This is a genomic window from Streptomyces africanus, from assembly GCF_030816955.1.
GTDB lineage: Bacteria > Actinomycetota > Actinomycetes > Streptomycetales > Streptomycetaceae > Streptomyces > Streptomyces africanus.
The window spans coordinates 6,293,222-6,316,457 of the sequence record NZ_JAUSYP010000001.1 but is presented as its reverse complement, the minus strand read 5'-3'; the positions used below and the strand labels follow the sequence as shown (position 1 = coordinate 6,316,457).

Sequence of the window (23,236 nt, the reverse complement as noted above, 5' to 3'; positions counted from 1 at the left end):
GTCGAGTTCGCCCTGCAGATGCAGGACGGTGTGTCAGTGGTGCGTGCCAGACTCGCGTGCATGGAGAAGACCACGGGGGCGGTCCGTTCCCGGGACGCCTTGATCAGGGCGGTCCGCGCGGGGGCCAGGATCGAGTATCTGCGTTTCTGGGGGCACCGGCCGCGGCCGGACGGCCGGATCGGTGCGAGCTGTCTGAGCCAGTGGTGGCCGGCGCCGTTCACGGTGGACGGCGCGGAGTACGCGACGGCCGAGCACTGGATGATGGCGGGCAAGGCCCGGCTCTTCGAGGACGCGGCGGCGGAGCGGGCCGTCCTGTCCGCCGCGCATCCCGCCGAGGCGAAGAAGGCCGGGCGGCTCGTGCGCGGGTTCGACGAGGCGATATGGGAGCGGGAGCGGTTCCGGATCGTCGTGGAGGGCAGCGTCCACAAGTTCGGCGCGCATCCCGAGCTGCGGGAGTTTCTGCTGGGCACAGATGATCTGGTGCTGGTCGAGGCGAGTCCGGTGGACCGCGTGTGGGGCATCGGGCTGGCCGCGGACGACGAGGCGGCGGCGGATCCGGAGCGGTGGCGGGGGCCGAACCTGCTGGGCTTCGCGCTGATGGAGGCGCGGGAGCGGCTGCGCGCGGCATGAGTGGGGGGCCGGCCCACGGACCGGCCCCCTCGTGAAGCATCAGCTTCAGGCAGCCGCGCCGAGCCCGCCCATGATGCTGGCGAAGAGCAGGAAGCCCAGCAGCGGAAGGATCACGGTGGCGATGATGCCGCAGACCAGTCCGGCGGTCGCCGCACCCTTGTTGGTGGCCTCGCCGCGGGTGGCCTTGCCCCGGCCGATGGCGCCGAAGATGATCGCGAGGATGCCCAGGATCACGCCGAAGAACCACAGCAGGAAGGTCAGGCTGCACACGACGCCGATGATGCCCAGCACCAGACCCGTGGTTCCCATGCCGTTGCTCGGCTGCGCGGGCATCGCGTAGCCGGGCGCCTGGGGGTAGCCCGCGGGGGGCGCGGCCGGGTAACCGGGGCTGCCCTGGGGGTAGCCGTAGCCGGGGCCGCCCTGCTGCGGATAGCCGTAGCCGGGGGGCGGCTGCTGCGGGGGCTGGGACGGCGGACCGAACCCACCGGGCGCGGGGTTGGTGTTGGACATGGACGATCTCCCCTCCGTTGTCAGACCAGGGAATCGTAATGGCCAAATCCGCCGCGTAGTACGGCTGTTTCAGCGGTGGAACGCGGCGGTGGCCACGGGACCCTGGGCGCCGTAGTACGGATCGTCGTCGTAGTCGTCGCTGTTGATCGCGGCCGTGATGCCGACGGCGATCAGGACGATCACGGTGATGCCGAGGATGATCCCGATGATGCCCATGATCAGACCCGCCTGTGCCTGACCGTGGTTGGTGGCCACGCCGGCCTCGGCGCGCTTGCGGCCCTTGATGCCGAAGACGACGGCGAGGATGCCGGTGACCAGGGAGACCACGCCGTACAGACAGAAGAGCGTGCAGGAGATGATGCCCAGCACCATCGCGGCGATGCCCATGCCGTTCTGGGGGGCCATGGGCATGGCCGGCCAGCCGTAGCCTCCCTGGGGGTAGCCGGGATAGCCGTACCCGCCGGGGGCGACGGGAGGGGGTGGGACGGCGCCGGTGCCGGAGGTGTCGAACGGGGGCGTGCCGGTGGGCGGCGTGCCGGTGGGCGGCGTGAAACCCACGCTCGGCATCGAAGTGACGGTGGCCTGGTCGTGCACGGACGGCGACGGCGGCGTCTGGTTCTTGTCGAGCGAGGTCTTGTTCTCCGGGGGCGCCCACGGGTCGTGGCCGCCGCCTCCGTCTGGTTGCGTCGCGTCCGTCATGGTGCATCCCCCCTGGGTCGATCGTGCCGCCATGCTACGGGGCCGTTCGGTGCATGCCACAGTGCGGGTGCCTGGGGGTTGTTCGCGCCCACGCGGCGGAGCCGCACATCGATACAGCCCCGCGCCCCTGAAAAGGGCGCTGAACCACGGCCTACGATGAACCCGAGTCATCGATCAGCCGATCACCAGCGCCCGCCCGCCACGCGCCGGCCGGGGCGCCGTTCCGGGGAGGAACCCTTGACCGAGCATCTCGTCGACCCCCGCGCCCCGCGCGATCTGAAGGCGTTCGTCGCCGGACTGCCCAAGGCCGAACTGCATGTGCACCACGTCGGGTCCGCCTCCCCCCGGATCGTGTCCGAGCTGGCCGCCCGCCACCCCGACTCGAAGGTCCCGACCGATCCCGCCGCCCTGGTCGACTACTTCTCCTTCACCGACTTCGCCCACTTCATCGAGGTGTACCTGTCGGTCGTCGACCTGATCCGCACGCCGGAGGACGTCCGGCTGCTGACCTTCGAGGTGGCGCGTGACCTGGCACGGCAGCAGGTGCGGTACGCCGAGCTGACCATCACCCCGTTCTCCTCCACCCGCCGCGGCATCGACGAGCGCGCCTTCATGGACGCGATCGAGGACGCCCGCAAGGCCGCGGAGGCCGATTTCGGGACCGTGCTGCGCTGGTGCTTCGACATCCCCGGCGAGGCGGGGCTCGAAGCCGCCGAGGAGACGACCCGGCTCGCCACCGACGACCGGCTGCGCCCGGAGGGCCTGGTCTCCTTCGGTCTGGGCGGGCCCGAAGTCGGCGTGCCGCGTCCGCAGTTCAAGCCCTACTTCGACCGGGCCATCGCCGCCGGGCTGCACTCCGTACCGCACGCCGGTGAGACCACCGGCCCCCAGACGGTGTGGGACGCCCTGACGCATCTGCGGGCCGAGCGCATCGGGCACGGCACCAGCTCCGCGCAGGACCCGAAGCTGCTCGCGCATCTCGCCGAGCACCGGATCCCGCTGGAGGTGTGCCCGACCTCCAACATCGCCACGCGCGCGGTCCGCACCCTCGACGAGCACCCGATCAAGGAGTTCGCCGAGGCCGGGGTCCTCGTCACGATCAACTCCGACGACCCGCCGATGTTCGGCACCGACCTCGACAACGAGTACGCGGTCGCCGCCCGGCTGCTCGACCTCGACGAGCGGGGCGTGGCCGACCTGGCGAAGAACGCCGTGGAGGCGTCCTTCCTGGACGCGGCGGGCAAGACCAGGATCAAGGAGGAGATCGACACGTACACCACGGGATGGCTCGACCGGTGACGTCCTCCCTCAAGCACCCCGAGCACCCCGGGCGGCGCGTGACCGCCGTGGCCCACCGGGGCGACCCCTACCGCCACCGCGAGAACACCGTCGCCTCGTTGCGTTCCGCGCTCGACCGGGGCGCGGACGCGGTGGAGATCGACGTGCGGCTCACCCGGGACGGCGTGCCGGTGCTGCTGCACGACGACACGCTGAAGCGGCTCTGGGAGCACGAGCGGCCGGTGCTCGCGCTGTCCTGGGAGGAGGTGCGCGGGCTGACCGGCGGTGGGGTCCCGGCCCTGACGGACGCGCTGGCCGCGACCGACGGCCACCGGGTGATGATCGACCTGCCCGGCTCGCCCGACGTGCGGGCGGTGCGGCGGGTGACGGACGCCGTACGGGAGGCCGGGGCGGCGGACCGCGTCTACTACTGCGCGGGCGCCGACGCCATGCTCGCCGTGCGCGCGGCGGACCCGGCCGCCGAGATCGCCCTCACCTGGACGACACTGGCGCCGCCCCGGCCCGTCCTGCTGGAGGCGATCCGCCCGCGCTGGCTCAACTACCGTTTCGGCCTGGTGGACCGGCCCCTCGCCGAGCGGGTCCACCGCGACGGCTACCTGCTGTCCGCCTGGACCCCCGACACGCGCCGCTCCATGCGACGGCTGCTGCACGCGGGGGTGGACTCGATCACGACCAACCGCGTCGACGTGCTGTGCGCTACACGCGCGAGCGCTGCGGGACCGTCGCCGGGTCGGCCGGGGTCGCACGTGTGACGTACTGCGGCACCGGCGCGCTGTCCGTGCCGGTGTCGCGGACGAGGCCGTAGCGGATGGCGCCCTGCGCGGGGCCCGTGTTGACGTCCTTGTCCACGGCCGCCCAGTCGGAGGGGAAGACGGCGATGCCGTAGTCGCAGCCGCGTTCGTTCTGCGTGAGGGTGACGGTGCCGTCGAGGTAGAAGTACTCGTTCTGCCACATCTGCTGGGTGCCGGGCGGCAGCACCGCGTATCCGATGTCCGGGCCGCCCATGCCGGTGACGTAGCCGTTCGGGGCGCCGGGCAGCGGGTCGTCCATACGGCGCGAGCCGCCGGAGGCCACGTGGAAGAGCTTGCCCTTCAGGCCGGTCCAGGTCGGCATGACCACCCCGCCGGGCCGGGCGTGCGGCGAGATCTGCCAGCGGACCAGGACGTAGCCCCGGCCGCTCAGCGTCACGCTGTCGCCGCGGTGCTGCATGACGGCCTTCGGGCCGCCGGTGCTGGTGACGCCGGACTCGGGGCGGCGGGGCAGGGCGGCGGGACGGGCGTCCGGGTCGGGAGCGCGGTCGACGGCGTCGACAACCGTGCCGTACAGGTCGGCCTCCCTCTTCGCCGACGGTGAGGGCGTGGGGGTCGGGCTGGGCGTGGCGGAGGGCGGCGGTTCGGACGTGGCCGTCGCCGTGGGGGTGACCGCGGCCCGGGGTGGCGGGACGTCCGGCGGCTGGGTGACGACGTACGCGCCGCCCGCCACGATCGTCGCGCCGGCCGTCATCGCGACGGCCGGCTTGGTGAGCGCGCCCAGCAGTTTGGCGGACCACCCGGCGGAGCCGGCGGCCACGGCCGTCTTGCCGCCGAAGGCGAGCGACAGGGTGAACCCGACGGGCAGCGGGACGAGCGCGATACCGACGAGGAGGCGTTCGGCCGGTACGACCGTCTCGCGCGGGTCGCCGCAGTAGCCGCAGCCGCGGATGTGCCGGGCCAGCCGCTTGCGCCACACCGAGTCGGGCCGGCCGTCCCAGCGGCCGGTCAGCTCGCGCAGGTCCGGGCAGGCGCCGTCCAGGGCGCGGACGATGCCGCGCGAGGTCTCCAGGCGCTCCTTCATCCGCTGCACGCGCACAGCGGCGTGCTGCCGGGTGATGCCGACGGCCGCGGCCAGTTCACGCCGGGTCAGTTCGCCCGCGACCTCCAGCCACCACAGTGACAGCAGTTGCCGGTCCTCGTCGTCGAGCCAGCGCACGGCCTCGGCGACCTCGCGCCGCTGCCCCTCCAGCTGCAGCCGCAGCACGGTCAGTTCGGCGAAGTCGGAGGCCGCCGCCTCCTCCAGCCGCTCCGGGGTGCGGCGCCGGGCGCGGTCGCGTATCTGGCGCATGGCGATCGCCACCAGCCAGGACCGGAAGCTGTCCGGGTCGCGCAGCGCACCGAGGTTGTCGACCGCGCGCAGCATGGTCTCCTGGACGACGTCGTCGACGTCGGCGTGGCCGTTCAGGGCCCGGCCCACGATGTTGTAGACCAGCGGCAGCCAGCCCGCGACCAGCTCGTCCAGCGCCTGCCGGTCGCCGGACTGCGCCGCCGTGATGACGGCGCGCCAGTGCTGACTGTCCACGGTGGCCTCTCGCCGGCTGAGATCAGTACTTTTCCGCACGCACCCTCTCAGGCAGGACGGGGGTCTTGGCTATGTGGGGGATCACATGCGGGGAGACGGCGTGAAGGTTCTCGGGATAACAGTTTTTCTCAGCCGCCCGGCACCGGGGCGGCGGCCGCCGGCGCGGTCAGCGCCTCCAGCCGCTTGATCCGCTGCCGTACGACGTACAGGGGGATCACCCCGAGCACCCCGAAGGCCATGTCGATCACCGACCACCAGAAGGGGATCCCGCGCAGCGGTCCGCAGATCAGCGCGAGCGGGATGATCCCCGCGCAGGCGATCATCCCGAACTCGACGACCCAGATGTTGCGGACCGGGTCGCGGTAGGGCCCGTAGAAGGCGACCGCGATCACCAGGTGCGCGAAGGCCAGCCAGTCCGTGCCGTAGAGCAGGAAGGGGTAGTCGGCGTCGGCCTCGTCGAGCCCGGCCCTGACCCGCTCGATCCAGTCGGTCAGACCCGGCAGGTACTCGCCCACGGACAGCGCGCGCAGCAGGTCCTCGGTCCAGCGCAGCTCGTGGACCAGGGGGAAGGCCGTGGCGCCGCTGAGCACCAGGCACACGACGAAGAAGACCAGCCACGCACGGATGCCCTTCAGCAGGGCGGCTCTGTCGCTCATGGCGGCACTCTACGCCCATGTTGAACATGTTCAAAAACAGTTCCGCGCGCAGACGGACGGCCCCGGGCGGCATCAGCGCCCGGGGCCGTCACAACGGAAGGGAACGACTACGCGTCCAGCGACGTCATCACGTGCTTGATCCGCGTGTAGTCGTCGAAGCCGTACGCCGACAGGTCCTTGCCGTAGCCGGACTTCTTGAAGCCGCCGTGCGGCATCTCGGCGACCAGCGGGATGTGCGTGTTGATCCAGACGCAGCCGAAGTCGAGCTTCTTGGACATCCGCATGGCGCGGCCGTGGTCCTTGGTCCACACGGAGGAGGCGAGCGCGTACTCGACACCGTTGGCCCACTGCACCGCCTGGTCCTCGTCGCGGAAGGACTGCACGGTGATGACCGGGCCGAAGACCTCCTTCTGGATGATCTCGTCGTCCTGCTTCAGGCCCGAGACGACGGTCGGCGCGTAGAAGTACCCCTTGTCGCCGACCCGCTTGCCGCCGGTCTCCACGCGCGCGTGCGCGGGCAGCCGCTCGATGAAGCCCTCGACCTGCTTGAGCTGGTTGGGGTTGTTGAGCGGGCCGAACAGCACGTCCTCGTCGTCCGGCTGCCCGGTCTTGGTCTCGGCGGCGGCCTTCGACAGCGCGGAGACGAACTCGTCGTGGATGGACTCGTGGACGAGGACGCGCGTGGCGGCCGTACAGTCCTGGCCGGCGTTGAAGTAGCCCGCGACCGAGATGTCCTCGACGGCCTTGGCGATGTCGGTGTCCTCGAAGACCACGACCGGCGCCTTGCCGCCCAGCTCCAGGTGGACGCGCTTGACGTCCTTGGAGGCGGACTCGGCGACCTGGATGCCGGCGCGCACCGAGCCGGTGATGGAGGCCATCGCCGGGATGTCGTGCTCGACCATCATGCGGCCGGTCTCGCGGTCGCCGCAGATGACGTTGAAGACGCCCTTCGGCAGGATCCCGCCGAGGATCTCCGCGATCAGCACCGTGGACGCCGGGGTGGTGTCGGACGGCTTCAGGACGACCGTGTTGCCCGCCGCGATCGCCGGGGCGAACTTCCACACGGCCATCATCATCGGGTAGTTCCACGGCGCGACCTGCGCGCAGACGCCGACCGGCTCCCGGCGGACGATGGAGGTCAGGCCCTCCATGTACTCACCGGCCGAGCGGCCCTCCAGCATCCGCGCCGCACCCGCGAAGAAGCGGATCTGGTCGACCATCGGCGGGATCTCCTCGGAGCGGGTCAGCCCGACCGGCTTGCCCGTGTTCTCCACCTCGGCCGCGATCAGTTCCTCGGCGCGCTCCTCGAAGGCGTCCGCGATCTTCAGCAGGGCCTTCTGGCGCTCGGCGGGCGTGGTGTCGCGCCAGCCGGGGAAGGCCTCGGCGGCCGCCGCCATCGCGGCGTCCACGTCCGCCTGCCCGGACAGCGGAGCGGTCGCGTACGCCTCGCCCGTCGCGGGATTGACCACCTCGGTGGTCCGTCCGTCGGCGGCGTCCCGGAACTCACCGCCGATGTAGTTGCGCAGACGACGCAGCTCGGTGCTCACTGCCGGCCCTCCAGTTCGGATGTCCAGTACTTGAGACACCCACCCTAGTCGGCCGGTTCACGTTTTCAACACCCCCACTCCCTTCGTTCGTGCGGAATCCGCAGATGTGAGCAACGCAAACAACGGATTTCATCGATCGGACCTTGCGGAAGTGTCGAGACCTCGTGCACAGTGAGCCGGTGGCCAGTCGAAGCGCAGACCAGAGGGACTCCCGCGAGTCCAGGAACGGCGGTCCCCAGCTGGACGCCGTCTCCCTCGCCATCATCGAGCAGCTCCAGGAGGACGGCCGCCGGCCGTACGCCGCCATCGGCAAGGCCGTGGGCCTGTCGGAGGCGGCCGTGCGCCAGCGCGTCCAGAAGCTGCTCGACCAGGGCGTGATGCAGATCGTCGCCGTCACGGACCCGCTCACCGTGGGCTTCCGCAGACAGGCGATGGTCGGCGTCAACGTCGAGGGCGACGTGGAGTCGGTGGCGGACGCGCTCGCGGCCATGTCCGAGTGCGAGTACGTGGTGATGACCGCGGGCTCCTTCGACCTGATGGTGGAGATCGTCTGCGAGGACGACGACCACCTCCTGGAGGTCATCAACAAACGCATCCGGGCCGTCCCCGGAGTGCGCTCCACCGAGAGCTTCGTCTACCTCAAGCTCAAGAAGCAGACCTACATGTGGGGAACCCGATAACCGTGAGGACCCGATAGCCGTGAGCAAGGACCTCTCCCAGACCGCGTACGACCACCTGTGGATGCACTTCACGCGCATGTCGTCGTACGAGAAGGCCCCCGTCCCCACCATCGTCCGGGGGGAGGGCACGTACATCTACGACGACCAGGGCAAGCGCTACCTCGACGGTCTCGCCGGCCTGTTCGTGGTGCAGGCCGGGCACGGCCGCGTCGAGCTCGCCGAGACCGCCTTCAAGCAGGCGCAGGAGCTGGCGTTCTTCCCGGTGTGGTCCTACGCCCACCCCAAGGCCGTCGAGCTGGCCGAGCGCCTCGCGCACCACGCCCCGGGCGACCTGAACAAGGTCTTCTTCACCACCGGCGGCGGTGAGGCGGTCGAGACCGCCTGGAAGCTGGCCAAGCAGTACTTCAAGCTGGTCGGCAAGCCCACCAAGCACAAGGTCATCTCCCGCGCCGTCGCCTACCACGGCACCCCGCAGGGCGCCCTGTCCATCACCGGACTGCCCGCTCTGAAGGCGCCCTTCGAGCCCCTCGTGCCGGGCGCCCACAAGGTCCCGAACACGAACATCTACCGGGCGCCGATCCACGGCGACGACCCCGAGGCCTTCGGCCGCTGGGCCGCCGACCAGATCGAGCAGCAGATCCTCTTCGAGGGCCCGGACACGGTCGCCGCGGTCTTCCTGGAGCCGGTGCAGAACGCGGGCGGCTGCTTCCCGCCCCCGCCCGGCTACTTCCGGCGGGTACGCGAGATCTGCGACCAGTACGACGTGCTGCTCGTCTCCGACGAGGTCATCTGCGCCTTCGGCCGCCTGGGCACGATGTTCGCCTGCGACAAGTTCGACTACGTCCCGGACATGATCACCTGTGCCAAGGGCATGACCTCGGGCTACTCCCCCATAGGCGCGTGCGTCGTCTCCGACCGCCTGGCCGAGCCGTTCTACAAGGGCGACAACACCTTCCTGCACGGCTACACCTTCGGCGGCCACCCGGTCTCCGCGGCCGTGGGCCTGGCCAACCTCGACCTGTTCGAGCGCGAGAACCTCAACCAGCACGTCCTCGACCACGAGGGCGCGTTCCGCTCCACCCTGGAGAAGCTCCACGACCTGCCGATCGTCGGCGACGTCCGCGGCAACGGCTTCTTCTACGGCATCGAGCTGGTCAAGGACAAGGACACCAAGGAGTCCTTCGACGCGGACGAGACCGAGCGGGTCCTGTACGGCTTCCTCTCCAAGAAGCTGTACGAGAACGGCCTGTACTGCCGTGCCGACGACCGCGGCGACCCGGTCGTCCAGCTCGCCCCGCCGCTGATCTCCGACCAGTCGACGTTCGACGAGATCGAGCAGATCCTGCGCGCCACCCTGTCGGAGGCGTGGACGAAGCTCTGAGCCCGCGTCGCTCCGATCGTCTGCATGGATGATCAACACCGGCCCCGGTGCCGCCCGTTCGAGTGAGAAACGGCGGTCCGGGGCCGCGTGCTGTCCGGCGTCCCGCCGCCTACTGCCTAGCGTGCCAGTGACCGATCGGCCCTGCCTTCGTTCCCCCGCACGGGGGATTGGCACGGGAACTACGGATCTGAACCGAGGTGTACGCCCATGGAGGCCCCGCCGGACAACGACGTGCTCTGGGCACGCGCCCTGCACTTCCAGCACGACGACGGCTCCCCCGCGCTCAGCGGTGTCTCGCTCGGCGTCCGGGAGGGCGAGATCCTCGCCGTCAGCGGCCCGCGCGGCAGCGGCAAGACCACCCTGCTGCGGTGCCTGTCCGGCCTGGTGCCCGTCCGGCGCGGCGAGGTCTGGTTCAACAGCGTGCCCGTGCACACCATGGGCGCCCTCACCCGCGAGCGGCTGCGCCGTGACCGCTTCGGCTGGATCGACCCGGCTCCCTCGCTGGTCCCGGAGCTCAACGCCTGGGAGAACACCGCCCTGCCGCTGATGCTGCGCGGCACCAGCCGGCGCCGCGCCAAGAAGGCGGCCCTGGAGTGGCTGGAGCGCCTGGACATCGGCGAGGGCGCCCGCAAACGCCCGCACCAGCTGGTGCAGGCCGAGCGGCAGCGGGTGTGCATCGCCCGTGCCCTCGCCCCCGCCCCGTCGGTCCTGTTCGCCGACGAGCCGACGGCGTCCCTGCACCGCGCCGACCGCGCCCATGCGCTGCGCACCCTCACCACGGCGGCCCGCTCCCACGGCATCACGGTCGTCCTGGCCACGCACGACCCGGAGACCGCGGCGCTCGCCGACCGCACGGTGTCCCTGCTCGACGGGCGGCGCGTGCAGACGGTGCACCTGCCCCCGGTCGGCGGGCCCACCGAGACGGAAGGCCGGGCCGCGTGCTCGCTCTCCGTCTGACCCGCGCCGCCCACCCCGCCGTCCAGCTGCGCCGCCTCCTGGTCGCGGCGGCCTCGGCGGGGACGGGTTTCCTGCTGCTGTGCGCCCTCGGCTACGCGCTGGGCCACCCCGGCTCCACCGGCGCCGCCCTGCTGCGGCTCGCCTGGTGCGCGGCTCCGCTGGCCGCCACGGTGTACTTCGCGGTCGCTGTGGCCCGCACCGACCCCGCCACGAAGCCCCGCTCCGGCCTCTCCGCGATCGGCCTCGGCCCGCTGCGCCTGATGGCCGTCTCGGCGACGACGACGGCCCTGTCCTGCACCCTGGGCTCGATGCTGGCCCTGCTGTTCTTCCTGCACCTGCGCGGCGACCTGACGGGCATGCCGTTCGACGGCGCGGCCGCCGAGTCCCTCGCGGCGGACCGGCCGCTCCCCCTGCCGGGAGCCCTGACGCTGCTCGCGCTCGTGCCCGGAGCGGCGTCGGTGGCGGTGGCGGTGGCGCTGACGCTGCGGCCGAGGGAGGCGGGCCCGGACCCGGCCCGGCCGTCCCGGCCGGCCGGGACGTACGGCCGTTTCGGCGCGTACCGGCGCACCGCCACACGCGAGACCTTCGGGGCGTACGGCCGTTTCGGCCGGCAGATCGTCCGGCCCGCGGACGGTCGTGCCACCGAGCCCGGCGCGTCGGCCGGGCAGAACGGCGGGCCGCCTCCGGCGCGGACGGGCGGGTCCGTCCCGGCGTCGGCCACGGGCCCGACCGCACGGGGCGCCGCGAGCACGCTGAGCGCGGTCGAGGACCCGGCCGAGCCGTCCGGGTCCGAGACGGTGGCACAGGGAACCGTGAGCGCGGTGATCCCTGCGGGCAGCGCCGCGCACGCGGCCGGAAGCCGCACGCATGCGACCGTGGACACCGCCGCGCGTGAGGTCGGGGACACCGCCCGGCGGTCGGCCCGGCACCCGGCGGCGCCGGGCGGCGACGGCGATCCCGCCGCTGCCGACGCGGCCCTGCCGGAAGCCGCCCTGCGCGACACCCTCCTGCCCGACAACGCCCCCACCACCGCCCCCTCCGGTCTCCCCTGGGGCATCACCGTCCTGGCCGCGGGTCTCGCCGTGGAGACGTACACCAGCCGCACCTCCCCCACGCCCCCCGACCTCACCTTCTCCGGTGCCTCCCCCGGCGTCCTCGCGGGCTGGGGGCTGGCCGCCGTCGGCCTGGCCCTGGCCGGTCCGGGCCTGACCCATCTGTGCGGACGGCTGCTCCAGTCGGCCCGCCCCGGCGCCCTCCGTCTCCTGGCCGGACGGATCCTCATGGCGGAGGCCACCCGGATCGGCCGCCCCCTGGGCGTGGTCTGCGCGGTGCTGACGGCGGCGTACGCCATGGCGCTGCTGCACGGCGCGGACGGACTGTCGCTCGGTCCGCTCACCACGCTGGGCGTGCTGCTGGTGACCGGCTGCACCGTGGCCACGGCCCTCATGTCCGCCGTCGAGGCCCGGCAGGCCCGCGCCGACACCACCGCCGCGCTGCTGCGGCTCGGCGCCCCCGCGACGATGCTGCGCAGTGCCGCCGCCCTCCGCGCGGGCGCGCTGCTCGCCCTGTTCGGTCCGCTCACCCTGACCATCGCCGAACTGGCGGCGCTGCCGCTGGCCCGCTGAAGCCGTCCTCCGGCCCGCCTCCGGCCCGCTGAAAAACTCGTACGAAAAAAATCTCCGTACGGCGATGAGTTCCGCACCGGCCCCCGGTCTGTCCCCGCGTAACGACACTGACCCGATGGGAGAGACCCCTCATGTACCAGCAGATGGTCTTCGTGAACCTGTGCGTGAGCGACCTCGGCGCCTCGAAGAAGTTCTTCACGGAGCTCGGCTACCAGATCAACGAGCAGTTCAGCGACGACACCACCGCCTCGGTCGTGATCAGCGAGACCATCGTGGTGATGGTGCACACCAAGGACAAGTACGCCCAGTTCACCCAGAAGGAGATCGCGGACTCGAAGAAGACCAGCGAGGTGTTGATCGCGCTGAGCTCCGAGAGCCGCGAGAAGGTCGACGAGCTGGTCGAGAAGGCGGTCGCGGCGGGCGGTTCCGTCTCCGGCGAGACCCAGGACCACGGGTTCATGTACGGCCGCGCCTTCGACGACCCGGACGGCCACACCTTCGAGGTCGTGTGGATGGACCCGGCGGCCGTCCAGGGCTGAGACACGCTGTGCCAGCATGGGCGCGTGCAGACGATGCCCGCCCATGCGGCCCACCATGACGACCGTGAGATCGAGACGCTGGAGGAGTTCGACGCCACCGTCGCGGCGCGCGGCACACTCGCCGGCCACCGCGTCCAGGCCGTCGACCTGACGGACCGTACGCGCGAACTGCTCGGCACGGACACGGCCGGTGCCGTCTTCCTCGGCTGCGCGATGCGCGAGGAGGCCGCCGCGAAGATCCGCACGGACGGCGCCCTGGTCTTCCCGCCGGTCCCGGGCCTGCCCTTCGACCCGTACCGCGGCCATGTCTACGCGCCGGACGAGCTCTTCGAGTCGCTGGCGGACGGCTACGAGGCCACGCCCGACGCCCGGGCCTACGCCTGGTTCCAGCGCACGAAGGCGGACCGGGACATCTACGCCTCCATGCTGCGCGCGGTCCACGACGACTCCGTCTCCGACGCGCTCGACGAACTCCTGTCCGGCGCCCGGGTCGTGGGCGTGATGGGCGGCCACGCGATGGCCCGTGGCACGCGGGAGTACGCGGGGGCGGCGCGCCTCGGCCGGGAGCTGGCCCGTGCCGGTCTCACGGTGGCCACGGGCGGCGGCCCGGGCGCGATGGAGGCCGCGAACCTCGGCGCGTACGCAGCCCCGTTCGACGACGAGATGCTCACCGACTCGCTCGAACTGCTCGCCAAGGCACCGCACTTCACGCCGTCGATCAGCCAGTGGGCGACGGCCGCCTTCGAGATACGCGCGCGCTGGCCCCAGGGCGGGCGTTCGGTGGGTATCCCGACCTGGTTCTACGGCCACGAGCCGCCGAACGCCTTCGCGTCGCACATCGCCAAGTACTTCGCCAACGCCACCCGCGAGGACGGCCTGCTGGCCCGGTCCAACGCGGGCGTGGTGTTCCTGCCGGGCGCCGCCGGCACCGTACAGGAGATCTTCGACAACGCGACGCCCAACTACTACGAGTCGCGCGGCGAGCCGACGCCGATGGTGCTCGTGGACCGGGCGCACTGGACGGAGAAGCTGCCGACGTGGCCGCTGCTCCGGTCACTGGCCAGGGGCCGTTCGATGGAGGCGCGGATCGCGCTCGTGGAGCGGATCGAGGAGGCGCCGGAGGCGTTGAAACGTCTCGGCGGTTAATAAGCTGGCAAAGCAAGTGCTTGCAACCTGCATATGCGTTGACACTACTTATGCGGCGCTTATAGACCTGAGAGCCTCCTGGTGGTGCTGATGTTCAGTCAACACCGCCTCCACCCCCCGCATTTGCGCATCCTGTAAAGGACAAACGTGGCAGTTCTGTCCGTATCACGCCGTACGGCTTCGCGCCGTACCGTCGCACGTTCCGTGCGGATCCTCGGTGTCGTCTCCGCCTCGGCCGCGCTCGCGCTCGGTGCCGCCGGCAACGCGCTCGCCTGCAACATCAACGAGTTCTCGGCCGAGGCCAAGTGCGATGGTGACAAGGGCGTCATCACCGTCACCGACGTGGACCCCGCCGGTGTCCCGGCGACCGTCACCGTGTACCTGGAGAACAACGGCGCCGACGTGAAGAAGGTCGGCGAGCAGGTGGTCAAGGGCTCGCGCGAAGGCACCACCATCACCTTCGCCGAGAACTGGAAGCCGAACGCGGAGTACCGCATCCACGTCACGGCCACTCCGTACGTCGACGAGGACATCAAGCCGAACCTCGTCACCCCGGCCACGGCCTGCAAGAAGGAAGAGGAGAAGCCGCCGGCGACCCCGCCGGCCACGCCGACCCCGTCGGCCTCCCCGTCGAAGCCGGCCGAGGAGACCGACACCCCGGCCCCGTCGCCGTCGGAGAGCGAGAGCACCGCGCCGGCGGGCAACGCGCCCGCGCCCGCGGCCGGTGAGTCCAACCTCGCCGAGACCGGTGCCGACTCCAACACCGGCATCATCGCCGGCATCGCGGCGGCCCTGGTCGTCGTCGGTGGCGGTGCGGTGTTCTTCGGCATGCGCCGTCGTGGGGCGAGCAGCAGCGACAGCTGACGCCCGCACTTCAGCACCCGGTGGTGGCCCGTCCCTCTCGTGGGGGCGGGCCATCGCCTGTTTCCGGCCTAGCCGAAGGTCGCCCGCTCCAGCCAGAACTCCAGCAGTTCCCGCTCCCCCAGCACCTCCAACTCCGGGGCAGCGAGCGGCAGTCGGCGGTAGAACGCGAGCAGGACGGCGGTGAGCGGCCCGCGCAGGGCGACGGTGGCCTTCTCGTGGCCCCGGCGCCAGGTGATGCCGGCTTCAGTGAGTTCGATGAGCCACTCGGCGTTCAGGTCGGCGCCGGTGTCGGTGGCGTGCAGATGGATGCTGCGGCCCGGGCCGCGCAGTTCCCGCGCCGCGTCGTGCGGTGCCGTCCGCTGCACGAACTCCACGATCTGGAGCCACTCGTCGATCGCGTCGGCGGCCACGTCGGGCGCGACCTCGTAGGGCAGTCCGGCGGCGAGCGCGGCGTCCGCGCGGTGCACGGTGATCTCGTGCGTCATCCGTCGGGCCCAGAACCCGGAGTTGAGGATCCCCGCCCAGCTCCAGACCTTCGTGTCCGGCCCGGCCTCCCGCAGCGCCGCGACGACCTGCTCGCCACCCTCCGCCAGCCATGCGTCCAGTACGGCGGCGTCACCCCGGGTTCCGGGGCCTGCGAGGCCCGGCACCCGCTCCTCGGACACCTCCTCCTCGGCCCGGGTCCGCACGATGAACTCCACCCAGCGCAGGGCGCCGCCCATGTGCCGGACCAGGTCCTCGAGCGACCAGTCAGGGCAGGTCGGCACAGTGCCGGACAGATCGGCGCCGGACGTGACCACGGACCGCAACAGAGCGACCTGGTGGGCGATTTCGTCGCAGTAGCGCTCGTGCGCGAGTGACGTCATGCCCCGCACCCTAAGCGGCAGCCGATCAGTCGAGCACCACGATTTCGGCCGCGTCGAACTCCACCCCGACCTCGTCCCCGGGCTCGGGCGCCGCCCGCAGCGCGCACGCCGCCTCCAGGCGCGGGGCGTCCTCCGGCTGGAGGTGGACGGCGACATGGGTGCCCTTGAAGGTGCGCGCGGTCACCGTGCAGCGCAGGCCCGTGCCGACGGGGACCAGGCGCACGCCGGCGGGCCGTACGAGCAGGGTCCGGGTGCCCTGCGGGGCGCCCTCCGGCACCGGCACCTTGCCCCACGGCGTGTCCGCGGCCTCCACCCCGACCGTCGCCTCGACGACGTTCTCGAAGCCGAGGAAGCGGGCCACGAACGCGTCGGCCGGCCGCTGCCACACCTGAAGCGGCGTACCCGACTGGGCGATCCGCCCGTCCCGCATCACCACGACCCGGTCGGCCAGCGCGAAGGCCTCCCCCTGGTCGTGCGTCACGGCGAGCACGGTCGTGCCCAAGCGGCCGAACAACTCCTTCAGTTCGACGACCAGCCGCTCCCTGAGCGACCGGTCGAGCTGCCCCAGCGGCTCGTCCAGCATCAGCAGCCGGGGGCTCGGCGCGAGGGCCCGGGCCAGCGCCACCCGCTGCTGCTCCCCGCCGGACAGCGCCGCGACGGCCCGGCGGGACGCGCCCGGCAGGCCGACCAGATCCAGCAACTCCTGTACGCGGTCCGTCTGTTGCCGCTTCGACGTCCCGCGCATCCGCAGTCCGAAGGCGACGTTGCCGCCCACGTCCCGCTGCGGGAACAGCTGGTGGTCCTGGAACATGAGCCCGACGCCGCGCCGGTGCGCGGGCACGCCCGCCTGGTCGCGCCCGTCGAGCACCACCCGCCCGGAGTCGAGTGGCTGAAGCCCCGCCACGACCCGCAGCAGCGTCGACTTGCCGCTGCCGCTGGGCCCGAGCACGCACACGATCTCGTGCTCGGCGACCTCCAGATCGACGGCGTCCAGCACGGCACGCCCGCCGAAGCGGACCGTCGCGCCCTCCAGGGCCAGCAGCATCAGAACTCCCCGCTCCGGTCCGTGCGAAGCCTCTCCAGCACCAGCAGGGACACGGCGCACACCACCATCAGAATCGTCGAAAGGGCCATCGCCTGGCCGTAGTTCAGCTCTCCGGGCCGCCCCAGCAGCCGCGCCACCGCCACCGGCAGTGTCGGGTTGTCCGGGCGCGCGATGAACACCGTCGCCCCGAACTCCCCGAGCGACACCGCGAAGGCGAACCCGGCCGCGATCAGCAGCGCCCGCCGCACCATCGGCAGATCCACCTCACGCCAGACCCGCCAGGGCGAGGCCCCCAGCACCGAGGCGGCCTCCCGCAGCCGCACGTCCACCGCCCGCAGCACGGGCAGCATCGTCCGCACGACGAACGGCACCCCGACCAGCGCCTGCGCGAGCGGCACCAGGAGCCACGAGGACCTCAGATCCAGCGGCGGCTCGTCCAACGCGATCAGGAACCCGAAGCCGACGGTCACCGCGGACACCCCGAGCGGCAGCATCAGCAGGGCGTCGAAGCCGCGCACGAACCGTCCGGCGTCCCGGCGGGTGAGCGAGACGGCGGCGAGACCGCCGATCACCACGGCGATGAGGGTGGCGGCGACGGCGTACGACAGGGAGTTGCCGATCGCCTCGATCGGCGCCACCAGGAACACCCCGCCGTCGTTCTTGGTCAGCGCCCGGTAGTAGCCGAAGCCGGGCGCGTCCAGAGACCGCTGCACCAGCACGGCGAGCGGCAGCAGGAGCAGCACGACAACGATGACGAGCACCCCGCCGAGCAGCGCCCACTGCCCGGCGCCGCGCGGCCGGCGTGCGGTACCGGCCGGGTCCACCAGCCGCAGCGCGGTCTCCCGCCGTCGTACGGTCCAGGCGTGCAGGGCGAGGATCGCGCCCACCGCGACGAACTGGATCAGCGTCAGCACGGCGGCCGTGGACAGGTCGAAGATCTCCGACGTCTGCCGGTAGATCTCCACCTCCAGGGTCGAGAAGGTGGGGCCGCCGAGGATCTGGACGACACCGAAGGAGGTGAAGGTGAACAGGAAGACCATCAGCGCGGCGGCGGCCACGGCGGGCGCGAGCGCCGGCAGCGTCACCTGCCGCCAGGCCCTCAGCGGCGACGCCCCGAGCATCCGCGCGGCCTCCTCCTGCCGCGGGTCGAGCTGCGCCCAGAGCCCGCCGACGGTCCGTACGACGACCGCGTAGTTGAAGAAGACGTGCGCGAGCAGGATCGCCCACACGGTGGTGTCCAGCCGCACGCCCCACAGCTCGTCGAGCAGCCCGCCGCGCCCGACCAGCGCCAGGAACGCGGTACCGACGACGACCGTCGGCAGCACGAACGGCACGGTCACGACCGCCCGCAGGACCTGCTTGCCCGGGAAGTCGAAGCGGGCGAAGACATACGCGCCGGGGAGCGCGACCAGCAGTGTGAGCGCGGTGGAGACGACCGCCTGCCAGGTGGTGAACCACAGGACGTGCCGGACGTCGGACTGCGCCAGCACTTCCCCGATCCGCCCGAACTGCCAGACCCCGTCGACCTTGAGACCGCGCGCGACGATCGCGGCGACGGGGTAGGCGAAGAAGACCGCGAAGAACGCGACGGGCACGGCGATGAGCCCGAGCCGCGCCGCACTCCCGCGCCGGTCCTTGCGGACGGCTGCTTCGGTTACTTCAGTACGAGCGAGGTCCACGACTTGACCCACTGATCACGGTTGTCGGCGATCTTCGCCGGGTCCATGGTCTCCGGGTCCTTGGCCTGCGGCCCGTACTTCACGAACTCCGGCGGCACCTGGGCGCCCTGGCGCACCGGGTACACGTACATGTTGAGCGGCATGTCCTGCTGGAAACGCTCGCTGATCAGGAAGTCGAGGAGCGCCTTGCCGCCCTTGGTGTTCTTCGCGTTGCTCAGCAGCCCGGCGTACTCGACCTGCCGGAAACAGGTGCCCTCGGCGACCCCGGTCGGGGCGGTGCTCGGCTTCGGGTCGGCGAAGACGACCTCGGCGGGCGGCGAGGAGGCGTACGACACGACGAGCGGCCGGTCGCCCTTGGCCTTCTTGCCGCCGGCCGAGCCGGAGAACTCCTCGTTGTAGGCCTGCTCCCAGCCGTCGACGACCTTCACGCCATTGGCCTTGAGCTTCTTCCAGTAGCCCTCCCAGCCCCCGTCGCCGTACTTCGCGGCAGAGCCGAGCAGGAAGCCGAGGCCGGGCGAGGAGGCGGAGGCGTTCTCGGTCACGAGCAGGTTTTTGTACCGGGGCTTGACCAGGTCGTCGAAGCTGCGCGGCGGGTCGAGCTTGTGGTCGGCGAAGTACTTCTTGTCGTAGTTGACGCAGATGTCGCCGGTGTCGATGGGCGTGACCCGGTGCTTGTCCTGGTCGGCCCGGTACTCCGGCGCGATCCGGTCCGAGCCCTTCGGCTCGTACGGCTGGAAGAGCCCGTTGTCGAGGGCGCGGGACAGCAGCGTGTTGTCGACGCCGAAGAAGACGTCGCCCTGCGGGTTGTCCTTGGTCAGGATGGCCTTGTTCACGGCCTGCCCGGCGTCACCGTCCTTGAGGACGTTCACCTTGTAGCCGGACTGCTTCTCGAAGGCCGCGATGACGTCCTTCGAGGCGGCCCACGAGTCGTGGCTGACGAGGGTCACGGTCTTGGAGTCGCCGGCCCCCTGGCCGCCGTCGGACGACCCGCACGCGGCGAGCGTGCCGGCCATGCCGAGCCCGACGGCCACCGCCGTCAGCCGCTTGATGGTGTTGCTCACTGGATTCCTCCTGGAGGACCAGGAGAAGACGCGGCCCTGCCCGGGATCTCTGGGAGTCCCGGGCAGGGCGCAACAGCTCGAGTGATGACCGATCTCCCTACCCAGAATGACCTGGGCCAGGTTCGGAGGGTCTGCGGCCGTGTGCCGCACTCTCAGCGCTGTGGCGCTCCCCTGTCGGAATATGAAGGTGTCGGAAAATACGGTTGTGCTTACGCCGGTCAGACTACCGTTCGGTGGCGGCGAGCTGACCACACGCCCCGTCGATCTCCTGACCACGGGTGTCCCGGATCGTCACCGGCACACCGTGCGCGGCGATGGCCTCCACGAACGCCTTCTCGTCCTCCGGCCGGGAAGCCGTCCACTTCGACCCGGGCGTCGGGTTGAGCGGGATCAGGTTCACGTGCACGGGCCTGCCCTTGAGCATGCGCCCGAGCCGGTCACCGCGCCAGGCCTGATCGTTGATGTCCCGGATCAGCGCGTACTCGATGGACAGCCGGCGCCCGGACTTGGCGCTGTACTCGAAGCCGGCGTCCAGCACCTCCCGGACCTTCCACCGCGTGTTCACGGGGACGAGGGTGTCGCGCAGCTCGTCGTCGGGGGCGTGCAGCGAGATGGCGAGGCGGCACTTGAAGCCCTCGTCGGAGAACCGGTGGATGGCCGGGACGAGCCCGACCGTCGAGACGGTGATGCCACGCTGCGAGAGGCCCACCCCGTCGGGCTCGGGGTCGGTGAGCCGCCGGATGGCGCCGGCGACCCGGTTGTAGTTGGCGAGCGGCTCGCCCATGCCCATGAACACGATGTTGCTGAGCCGCGCCGGACCGCCCGGCACCTCACCGTCCCTGAGCGCCCGCATACCGTCCACGATCTGGTGCACGATCTCGGCGGTGGACAGATTCCGGTCGAGCCCCGCCTGCCCGGTCGCGCAGAACGGGCAGTTCATCCCGCACCCGGCCTGCGAGCTGATGCACATGGTCACCCGGTCCGGGTAGCGCATCAGCACGGACTCGACGAGCGTCCCGTCGAACAGCCGCCACAGCGTCTTGCGCGTGGTGCCCTGGTCGGTCGACAGATGCCGCACGACGGTCATCAGCTCGGGAAGCAGCGCCTCCTGGAGCCGGCCGCGGGAGCCGGCCGGAATATCGGTCCACTGCTCCGGATCGTGCGCGTACCGCGCGAAGTAGTGCTGCGAGAGCTGCTTGGCACGAAACGGCTTCTCCCCGACAGCGGCAACGGCTTCCTTGCGCTCGGCAGGAGTGAGGTCGGCGAGATGCCGCGGCGGCTTCTTGGCTCCGCGCGGGGCGACGAAAGTGAGTTCTCCGGGCTTAGGCATGGCCGTACCAGTGTCGCAGATCCATTCAGGTGACCTGCGACCGTCACCCTTCGCCGGACCGTCACACCGGATCGCCTCGGGGGAACAGCTTCCCTACTGCCCCGTGTGCTCCAGGCGGTCCTTGAGGAGCTGCTCGTTGCGGGGGAGTTCCTTGCGGACCTGGGGACGTACGACGAGCGGGACGAGGACCTTGCCGACGCCGTGGCCCTCGAAGTCGATCTCGATCGTCACGTGGGAGCGCTGCCCCTCGTCGAACGGCTCGACCTCGCCGTGCACGCGCGCCCGGACCGGGCCGTCGACGCCTCGCATGCCCCAGCTGTGCGGCGGGTCGAACTCCGTGACCTCCATGGTCATCGGCATGACCCGGCGGCCGACGTGCCGGGTGACCCGCACCCGGGAGCCGATACCGACCGGCCCCTCGTCGAGTCGTTCCGCGGACACGGCGCTCAGCTGCCACTCCGGCAGCCGCGGGGCGTCCATGAGGTAGTCGTAGACGTCCTCGGGACGCCGGTCGACATCGATGGTCTGTCGAATACTGGACATGTTGTTCCCCTTTGCGACGTACACCTGAATCGTCCCACTTGGTGACGCCGCAGGCACCCCCGCACAACGACAGCGAGCCCCCGCCGACATCGGACGGGAGCTCGCCGAAAAAGCTGCAGAAGCCGCGAAGGCTGTGACAGTTGTACCGCCTCAGCCGGATCCCACGAACAGCACGAGCAACAGCCACACCACCGGAGCCGTGGGCAGCAGCGAGTCCAGCCGGTCCATGATGCCGCCGTGCCCCGGCAGCAGCGTGCCCATGTCCTTGATGCCGAGGTCCCGCTTGATCATGGACTCGCCGAGATCGCCCAGCGTGGCGCTGACCGCGACCGCGAGGCCGAGCACCAGACCCTGCCACCAGGCACCGTCGTCGATGAGGAACTGCATGCACAGCGCGCCCACGACCATGGCGAAGGAGACCGCGCCGAGCAGGCCCTCGCGGGTCTTGCCGGGGCTGATGCGCGGGGCGAGCTTGTGCCGGCCGAAGCGCCAGCCGACCGCGTAGGCACCGGTGTCGCTGACGACCGTGAGCAGCAGGAACGTGAGCACCCGCTGCGCCCCGTCGTCCGCCGTCAGCATCATCGCGACGAACGTCGCCAGGAACGGCACGTAGAACGCCGCGAAGACGCCCGCCGTGACGTCCCTGAGGTAGTTCTCGGGCGGTTCCGTCATGCGCCACACCAGCACGGCCAGTGCCGTGAGCGCCATGGCGACCCAGGCGCCCTCGGCGCCCCGGACGTATCCGGCGACGACCATCGCGGCACCGCCGAGCGCGAGCGGCACGAGGGGCGCCCGGATGCCCTTGCGTTCGTCCAGCCGCTTGGTCAGCTCCCACAGGCCCACCACGACGGCGACCGCGATCACGCCGACGAACACGGCCTTGACGACGAACAGCGACGCGACGATCACCGCGCCGAGTCCGACCCCGACCCCTATCGCGGCACTCAGGTCGCGACCCGCGCTCTTCTTCTGCGGCTTGGGTGCCGGCTCTGCGGCGTCGGGCATGGGCTCCGGATTCGTCTCGTTTCGGACCGGGGAGCCGCTCAGCCGAGCAGCCCCCCGGTCGTCATCCTGGTTTCCGCCGTGATCGGCTACGTCGGGCACGGTGGGCATGGGGCGAGTCTGAGGCGCTTCATGCGCATCGTATGCGGGACCCGCCGGAGCGGCTCCCTGGACGTGCCCATGGCCAGGGCTGTGGGCGTGCCCATGGCCATGCCCTTGGTCGGTGGGCCCCCAGTACCCGGCCTGTGACGGCGCCCCCCAGGAAGAGTCGTTCATCAGACCTCGAGCAGCTCCGCTTCCTTGTGCTTCAGGAGCTCGTCCACCTGCGCGACGTACTTCGACGTCGTGTCGTCGAGCTCCTTCTCCGCACGGCGGCCCTCGTCCTCGCCGACCTCGCCGTCCTTGATCAGCTTGTCGATGGCGTCCTTGGCCTTGCGGCGCACGGAGCGGATGGAGACCTTGGCGTCCTCACCCTTGCTCTTGGCGACCTTGATGTACTCGCGGCGGCGCTCCTCGGTCAGCTCGGGGAACACCACCCGGATGATGTTGCCGTCGTTGCTCGGGTTGACGCCCAGGTCGGAGTCGCGGATGGCCTGCTCGATGTTGCGCAGCGCGCTCTTGTCGAACGGGGTCACCACGGCCATGCGCGGCTCGGGCACCGAGAACGAGGCCAGCTGGTTGATCGGGGTCGGCGCACCGTAGTAGTCGGCCACGATCTTGTTGAACATCGCCGGGTGCGCACGGCCGGTGCGGATCGCGGCGAAGTCCTCCTTGGCGACCACGACGGCCTTCTCCATCTTCTCCTCGGCCTCGAGGAGGGTCTCTTCGATCACCACTTGCTCC

Annotated in this window: 23 protein-coding genes and 1 riboswitch; of the genes, 10 read left to right on the top strand and 13 right to left on the bottom strand. The window is 71.2% G+C overall.

Annotated features, from left to right (window positions below; translation table 11 throughout):
* Nucleotides 1–60 precede the first annotated feature (60 nt).
* Nucleotides 61–630 carry a riboflavin biosynthesis intermediates N-glycosidase gene (ybiA, locus tag QF034_RS29455; protein ID WP_307177737.1) on the top strand — a complete coding sequence of 190 codons (570 nt, stop codon included), beginning with the start codon at nucleotides 61–63 and terminating at the stop codon, nucleotides 628–630.
* Nucleotides 631–675: 45 nt separating this feature from the next.
* Here ybiA and QF034_RS29450 read toward each other — a convergent pair whose 3' ends face one another.
* A complete protein-coding gene (locus tag QF034_RS29450) occupies nucleotides 676–1,140 on the bottom strand; it encodes a DUF4190 domain-containing protein (RefSeq protein WP_307177736.1) in 465 nt (154 codons plus the stop codon).
* A gap of 69 nt (nucleotides 1,141–1,209) precedes the next feature.
* Nucleotides 1,210–1,839, bottom strand: coding sequence for a DUF4190 domain-containing protein (locus tag QF034_RS29445; protein ID WP_307177735.1), 630 nt, complete (start codon nucleotides 1,837–1,839; stop codon nucleotides 1,210–1,212).
* 237 nt (nucleotides 1,840–2,076) lie between these two features.
* Here QF034_RS29445 and QF034_RS29440 point away from each other — a divergent pair, with 237 nt between their 5' ends.
* Both QF034_RS29440 and QF034_RS29435 read left to right on the top strand, forming a co-directional pair.
* Nucleotides 2,077–3,138 (top strand): adenosine deaminase, encoded by a 1,062-nt coding sequence (locus QF034_RS29440; protein ID WP_370880863.1) that lies wholly within the window; start codon nucleotides 2,077–2,079, stop codon nucleotides 3,136–3,138.
* Nucleotides 3,123–3,890 (top strand): glycerophosphodiester phosphodiesterase, encoded by a 768-nt coding sequence (locus QF034_RS29435; protein ID WP_307177733.1) that lies wholly within the window; start codon nucleotides 3,123–3,125, stop codon nucleotides 3,888–3,890. The genes QF034_RS29440 and QF034_RS29435 overlap by 16 nt, the downstream gene beginning before the upstream one ends.
* Here QF034_RS29435 and QF034_RS29430 read toward each other — a convergent pair.
* From QF034_RS29430 to QF034_RS29420, 3 genes are all read right to left on the bottom strand, one after another.
* Nucleotides 3,835–5,472 carry an RNA polymerase sigma factor gene (locus QF034_RS29430; RefSeq protein WP_307177732.1) on the bottom strand — a complete coding sequence of 546 codons (1,638 nt, stop codon included), beginning with the start codon at nucleotides 5,470–5,472 and terminating at the stop codon, nucleotides 3,835–3,837. The two genes, QF034_RS29435 and QF034_RS29430, sit on opposite strands and share 56 nt — an antisense overlap.
* Before the next feature lie 128 nt (nucleotides 5,473–5,600).
* A complete protein-coding gene (locus QF034_RS29425) occupies nucleotides 5,601–6,128 on the bottom strand; it encodes a hypothetical protein (RefSeq protein WP_307177731.1) in 528 nt (175 codons plus the stop codon).
* Between the two features lie 107 nt (nucleotides 6,129–6,235).
* Nucleotides 6,236–7,675, bottom strand: a complete 1,440-nt coding sequence (locus tag QF034_RS29420; protein ID WP_307177730.1) for a gamma-aminobutyraldehyde dehydrogenase — start codon at nucleotides 7,673–7,675, stop codon at nucleotides 6,236–6,238.
* A gap of 164 nt (nucleotides 7,676–7,839) precedes the next feature.
* On the opposite strand from QF034_RS29420, the gene QF034_RS29415 reads away from it, so the two are divergent.
* From QF034_RS29415 to QF034_RS29385, 7 genes are all read left to right on the top strand, one after another.
* Nucleotides 7,840–8,355 (top strand): Lrp/AsnC family transcriptional regulator, encoded by a 516-nt coding sequence (locus tag QF034_RS29415; protein WP_307177729.1) that lies wholly within the window; start codon nucleotides 7,840–7,842, stop codon nucleotides 8,353–8,355.
* Nucleotides 8,356–8,374: 19 nt separating this feature from the next.
* Nucleotides 8,375–9,736, top strand: a complete 1,362-nt coding sequence (locus tag QF034_RS29410; protein WP_307177728.1) for an aspartate aminotransferase family protein — start codon at nucleotides 8,375–8,377, stop codon at nucleotides 9,734–9,736.
* 207 nt (nucleotides 9,737–9,943) lie between these two features.
* On the top strand, nucleotides 9,944–10,693 hold the full coding sequence (locus QF034_RS29405) for an ABC transporter ATP-binding protein (protein ID WP_307177727.1): 750 nt from the start codon (nucleotides 9,944–9,946) through the stop codon (nucleotides 10,691–10,693).
* On the top strand, nucleotides 10,675–12,318 hold the full coding sequence (locus QF034_RS29400; RefSeq protein WP_307177726.1) for a hypothetical protein: 1,644 nt from the start codon (nucleotides 10,675–10,677) through the stop codon (nucleotides 12,316–12,318). Before QF034_RS29405 ends, QF034_RS29400 begins: the two co-directional genes overlap by 19 nt.
* A 131-nt stretch (nucleotides 12,319–12,449) precedes the next feature.
* A complete protein-coding gene (locus QF034_RS29395; RefSeq protein ID WP_307177725.1) occupies nucleotides 12,450–12,857 on the top strand; it encodes a VOC family protein in 408 nt (135 codons plus the stop codon).
* Between the two features lie 24 nt (nucleotides 12,858–12,881).
* A complete protein-coding gene (locus QF034_RS29390) occupies nucleotides 12,882–14,003 on the top strand; it encodes an LOG family protein (protein ID WP_307177724.1) in 1,122 nt (373 codons plus the stop codon).
* A 204-nt stretch (nucleotides 14,004–14,207) separates the two neighbouring features.
* On the top strand, nucleotides 14,208–14,867 hold the full coding sequence (locus QF034_RS29385; RefSeq protein ID WP_307177723.1) for an LAETG motif-containing sortase-dependent surface protein: 660 nt from the start codon (nucleotides 14,208–14,210) through the stop codon (nucleotides 14,865–14,867).
* Nucleotides 14,868–14,935: 68 nt separating this feature from the next.
* Here QF034_RS29385 and QF034_RS29380 read toward each other — a convergent pair whose 3' ends face one another.
* The 8 genes from QF034_RS29380 to frr form a co-directional block, all read right to left on the bottom strand.
* Nucleotides 14,936–15,733, bottom strand: coding sequence for a maleylpyruvate isomerase family mycothiol-dependent enzyme (locus QF034_RS29380; RefSeq protein WP_307177722.1), 798 nt, complete (start codon nucleotides 15,731–15,733; stop codon nucleotides 14,936–14,938).
* Nucleotides 15,734–15,758: 25 nt separating this feature from the next.
* The gene (locus QF034_RS29375) at nucleotides 15,759–16,778 is read right to left on the bottom strand and encodes an ABC transporter ATP-binding protein (protein ID WP_307177721.1); all 1,020 of its coding nucleotides are present in this window, start codon (nucleotides 16,776–16,778) and stop codon (nucleotides 15,759–15,761) included.
* On the bottom strand, nucleotides 16,778–18,457 hold the full coding sequence (locus QF034_RS29370; RefSeq protein WP_307177720.1) for an ABC transporter permease: 1,680 nt from the start codon (nucleotides 18,455–18,457) through the stop codon (nucleotides 16,778–16,780). The genes QF034_RS29375 and QF034_RS29370 overlap by 1 nt, the downstream gene beginning before the upstream one ends.
* The gene (locus QF034_RS29365) at nucleotides 18,433–19,470 is read right to left on the bottom strand and encodes a thiamine ABC transporter substrate-binding protein (protein ID WP_370880970.1); all 1,038 of its coding nucleotides are present in this window, start codon (nucleotides 19,468–19,470) and stop codon (nucleotides 18,433–18,435) included. Before QF034_RS29365 ends, QF034_RS29370 begins: the two co-directional genes overlap by 25 nt.
* A 124-nt stretch (nucleotides 19,471–19,594) precedes the next feature.
* A riboswitch (TPP riboswitch) is annotated at nucleotides 19,595–19,701 on the bottom strand.
* Between the two features lie 40 nt (nucleotides 19,702–19,741).
* Nucleotides 19,742–20,848: a dual-specificity RNA methyltransferase RlmN gene (rlmN, locus tag QF034_RS29360; RefSeq protein WP_307177718.1), complete on the bottom strand. Its 1,107-nt coding sequence runs from the start codon at nucleotides 20,846–20,848 to the stop codon at nucleotides 19,742–19,744.
* 93 nt (nucleotides 20,849–20,941) lie between these two features.
* Entirely contained in the window at nucleotides 20,942–21,391 is a 450-nt protein-coding gene (locus QF034_RS29355) for an SRPBCC family protein (RefSeq protein ID WP_307177717.1), read from the bottom strand.
* Nucleotides 21,392–21,541: 150 nt separating this feature from the next.
* Nucleotides 21,542–22,669, bottom strand: coding sequence for a phosphatidate cytidylyltransferase (locus tag QF034_RS29350; RefSeq protein WP_307177716.1), 1,128 nt, complete (start codon nucleotides 22,667–22,669; stop codon nucleotides 21,542–21,544).
* A complete protein-coding gene (gene frr / locus QF034_RS29345; protein ID WP_086560067.1) occupies nucleotides 22,669–23,226 on the bottom strand; it encodes a ribosome recycling factor in 558 nt (185 codons plus the stop codon). The genes QF034_RS29350 and frr overlap by 1 nt, the downstream gene beginning before the upstream one ends.
* Nucleotides 23,227–23,236: the final 10 nt, after the last annotated feature.